Below are 1,097 nucleotides of genomic sequence, written 5' to 3' on the forward strand. Positions count from 1 at the left end.
GATGCTGAACTCAAGCAAATTGCACCGAACTTAACCTTTATGTACGACCCTAATGTTACGCCAGATGATCTGCTCAGAGTGGCTTGCACCAACATTTGTGAGTGCAGTAAACCGCATATCCGCAACTTACCCTATGCAATGCGGCAAACTTACGGCGATAAGCAGTTTGGTATCGTCAGTTGTTACAACTCGTTGCCATTGGCCGGTGGTGCGAACACCTTAGTGCGTTTAAACCTTAAAGAAGTGGCCCTGCGCGCTGAGTCGGTAAGCGATTTTATGCAGGCCGTGTTGCCACGTTATGTGGATCTCGCCATTGAACTTATTGATGCGCGAACCACGTATTTGCATGAACAGTCAGGATTTTTTACCAGCTTCTTGGTTGAAGAAAAACTTGATTGATGAACAGCGTTTTGCGCCTATGTTTGGCATCTAATGGTATGGCGGAAGCGGTTGACACGTTAGCAAACGAAATCGTCGTTATCAGGTCAATATGGGACTCGATTCACAAGCCAATCAGTTGGGTGTGCAGATTTCGCAGAAAACTGGCTCAATTGCTTGAAGAGCGGCCAGTCAAATACGGTTGGCAACAACGCGCACTGCTGCACGCTCAGGGGGGCATTAGCTTAGATATTGATGTGACGCCAGGAGTGAGAATCGCCTATGGGCATGAGCCCGATCCGGTGAGCTATGTGTTAGCAAACGCGCCGCATCATGCTTTCTATCCATCGGGTATCAGCGATATTTTGACTATCGATGAAACGTCAAAGACAACCCGGAGGCAATGTATAACCTTTGTAAAGGCGCCTTAGCCGCCGGTTACCGAGAGTTTACTGCCAATGTTGCAAGTAACGATTTGGTGCGCGTAACGGGTTACATGGTCAAGCTGTCAGACATTGAGAAGTTCGTCTCAATTGGGCATCGCGACAGCAACAACCACCTTCCTAGGTGCTGAAGCAGCAAAAAATACCGCATACTCGCGCGACGTCCGCGTATCGTGAGTATGGAAACAACGCCTGTGTATCAAGAGCGAGGCAGAATGTAACTGAACATCAAAATGTCAGCTGTTCAGTTCAACAAGAAAGGGAAAGTGAGTCGGG

1 protein-coding gene and 1 pseudogene are annotated in these 1,097 nt (G+C 48.2%); both read left to right on the forward strand.

What is annotated here, in order from left to right; all coding sequences use genetic code 11:
* Positions 1-399, forward strand: a 399-nt coding sequence (locus CIK04_RS34535; protein WP_325205934.1) for a glycyl radical enzyme domain-containing protein, incomplete at its 5' end; no start/stop codon positions are given.
* Between the two features lie 38 nt (positions 400-437).
* Positions 438-952: pseudogene (locus tag CIK04_RS34540) on the forward strand (glycyl radical enzyme domain-containing protein).
* Positions 953-1,097: the final 145 nt, after the last annotated feature.

It is taken from the genome of Vibrio sp. 03_296 (assembly GCF_002265885.1).